Below are 2,089 nucleotides of genomic sequence, written 5' to 3' on the forward strand. Positions count from 1 at the left end.
GGGCTGGTGTGCCGGATCTCACGCCGTCGGCGGCGGGGGGCGAGGTTACTTGAGGCGGCCGATGCCAGGCACGAACCGGCCAACGGCTGCCCCGCCTGCGAGGCCCAGGGCCCTCGTGCCCGTCGGCCGTCCGTCAGTAGCCGTAGCCGGAGTTGCCGGAACCGGAGCCGTGGGAGCTTGAATGTGAGGGCGAGGGCGCGGGGGAGGCGCCGCCGGAGGGGGAGGCCGTCGGGGTGGCGGCGCCCGCGGGCCGGATCAGGCCGAGCAGGCCGTGGGTGCCACCGTCGCTGCCGGCGCTGAACCACAGGGAGCCGGTGCCGCCGACGGCGTCCGTGCCGGGTTCCAGGTCCCACAGGCCGCCCAGGGTGATGGGCCTGCCGTCGGCGGAGCGCAGCGGGCCGAGCGGGCGGCCGTTGCGCGGGTTGTAGGCGTTGATCCGGCCGTCGCCGAAGTTGCCGACGAGCAGGGCTCCGGAGTGGGCGCCGAACCCCTTCGGGGCCGGCGTCATCGCCCAGGGCGCGTTGAGTGCCCCCCGCGCGGCGAAGCGGCCGACGAACCGGCCGGAGCCGTTGAACTGGCTGATGAACCCCTTGCCCTGCCCGGCCACCGACTTGCCGGTCTCGGGGTCGCGCTTGGCGTACGCGACGAGGATGGAGCGGCCCACGACCTCCACGTTGAACGGCGCGTAGTCGTCAGGCAGGCCCGGGTCGCGGAACGCGCGACGGCTGGTCATGATCCGTTCGAAGTCGCCGTCGAAGACGTGGATCCGGTTGCCCGCGAAGTCGGCGGCCAGCAGCAGCGGCCCCCGGTTGGTCTGGGCCAGGGCCAGGCCCTTGAAGTCGGCGCCCTTCACGAACGCGCTGATGATCGCGTCATCCGGGTCGGCCTCGGCGTTCCAGCCGGTGATCGCCCCGCTGGGGCTGGCGAAGATGAACGTCGCGGGTCCCGAACCGCCGGGTCCTTTGACGACGAACTCCTCGCCCATGTTGACGACCTGCCCGGTGGGCCTGCCGCCGGGGACGCGGACCTGGGTCCTCTCCTGCTTCACGGTGCCCGCGCCGCCGGAGTAGACCGTGGCCAGGCCGCTGCCCGCGGCCGAGACCCAGAGGGTCTTGCCCATGGCCAGTCCCCACGGGTTGATCAGTGCGGGGTCGGTGACCGCCGCCCGTCCGCTGACGTCCGAGACCAGGTTGGTGACCGAGAAACGGCTCTGCGTGCGTTGCGTTCCGGCCTGCGCGTGGCCGGTCCAGGATTTCGCCTGACCGGCTCCGGCCCGGGCCTGTTTCGCTCCGTTCTGCGCCTGCTGGGTCCCGGCGGACGCCGTACCGGCGACGCCCACGACCAGAACCGTGGCGCAGATCGTGACGATGCGTACTCGCATTCATGGCTCCTCTGTGAGGGAGTGCCTTTCGCCGCGAGATACGCGCGGGGCCCGTACCCGGTTCAGCCCGTTTCCCGGTGGCCGGGACCGGCGAGGAGCCGGCCGGGCGGAAAAGGGATGGCCCATGGCCGCCGGGTAGGGCGGCCATGGGCCTGATCTCACGAGCGTCACACCGGGTCACGGCCGGCTCATGACCGCGGGCGAGCCAAGGGAGGACGGGCACGCCCGCGGAGTCCTGCCGGCGAGCTAGCGGCGGAGGGCGGCCGCCTCGGTGGCCAGCTTCTCGATCCGTGCGTAGTCACCGGTGGCGAGCGCGTCGGCGGGGGTGAGCCAGGTACCGCCCACGCAGCCCACGTTCGGCAGTGCCAGGTAGTCGGGGGCGGTCGCGAGCCTGATGCCGCCCGTCGGGCAGAACCTGATCTGCGGCAGCGGGCCGCCGAGCGCCTTCAGGTACGGCAGGCCGCCGGCGGCCTCGGCCGGGAAGAACTTCATCTCGGTCACCCCGCGCTCGGCCAGCGCCATGACCTCGGACGCGGTCGCCGCGCCGGGCAGGAACGGCACCCCGCCGGCCGCGAGGGCGTCGAGAAGTTTCGGGGTGGTTCCCGGGCTGACCAGGAAGGCGGAACCGGCCGCCATGAAGAAGAAGTGCTCGTCGTAGATCTGGTCGAACGAGGTCCGTTCGACGATGTCGGAGAGGTAGGGGTCCTC

At 72.7% G+C, this 2,089-nt stretch carries 1 protein-coding gene and 1 pseudogene; both read right to left on the minus strand.

The annotated features are described in order from the left end of the window. Positions 1-133 precede the first annotated feature (133 nt). A complete protein-coding gene (locus ABZ260_RS50390) occupies positions 134-1,381 on the minus strand; it encodes a TIGR03118 family protein (RefSeq protein ID WP_355632907.1) in 1,248 nt (415 codons plus the stop codon). A gap of 246 nt (positions 1,382-1,627) precedes the next feature. Next, a pseudogene (locus tag ABZ260_RS50395) lies at positions 1,628-2,089 on the minus strand (hypothetical protein); the annotation flags it as partial.

It is taken from the genome of Streptosporangium sp. NPDC006013 (assembly GCF_040614275.1).
In the GTDB taxonomy this organism is placed as follows: Bacteria; Actinomycetota; Actinomycetes; order Streptosporangiales; family Streptosporangiaceae; genus Streptosporangium.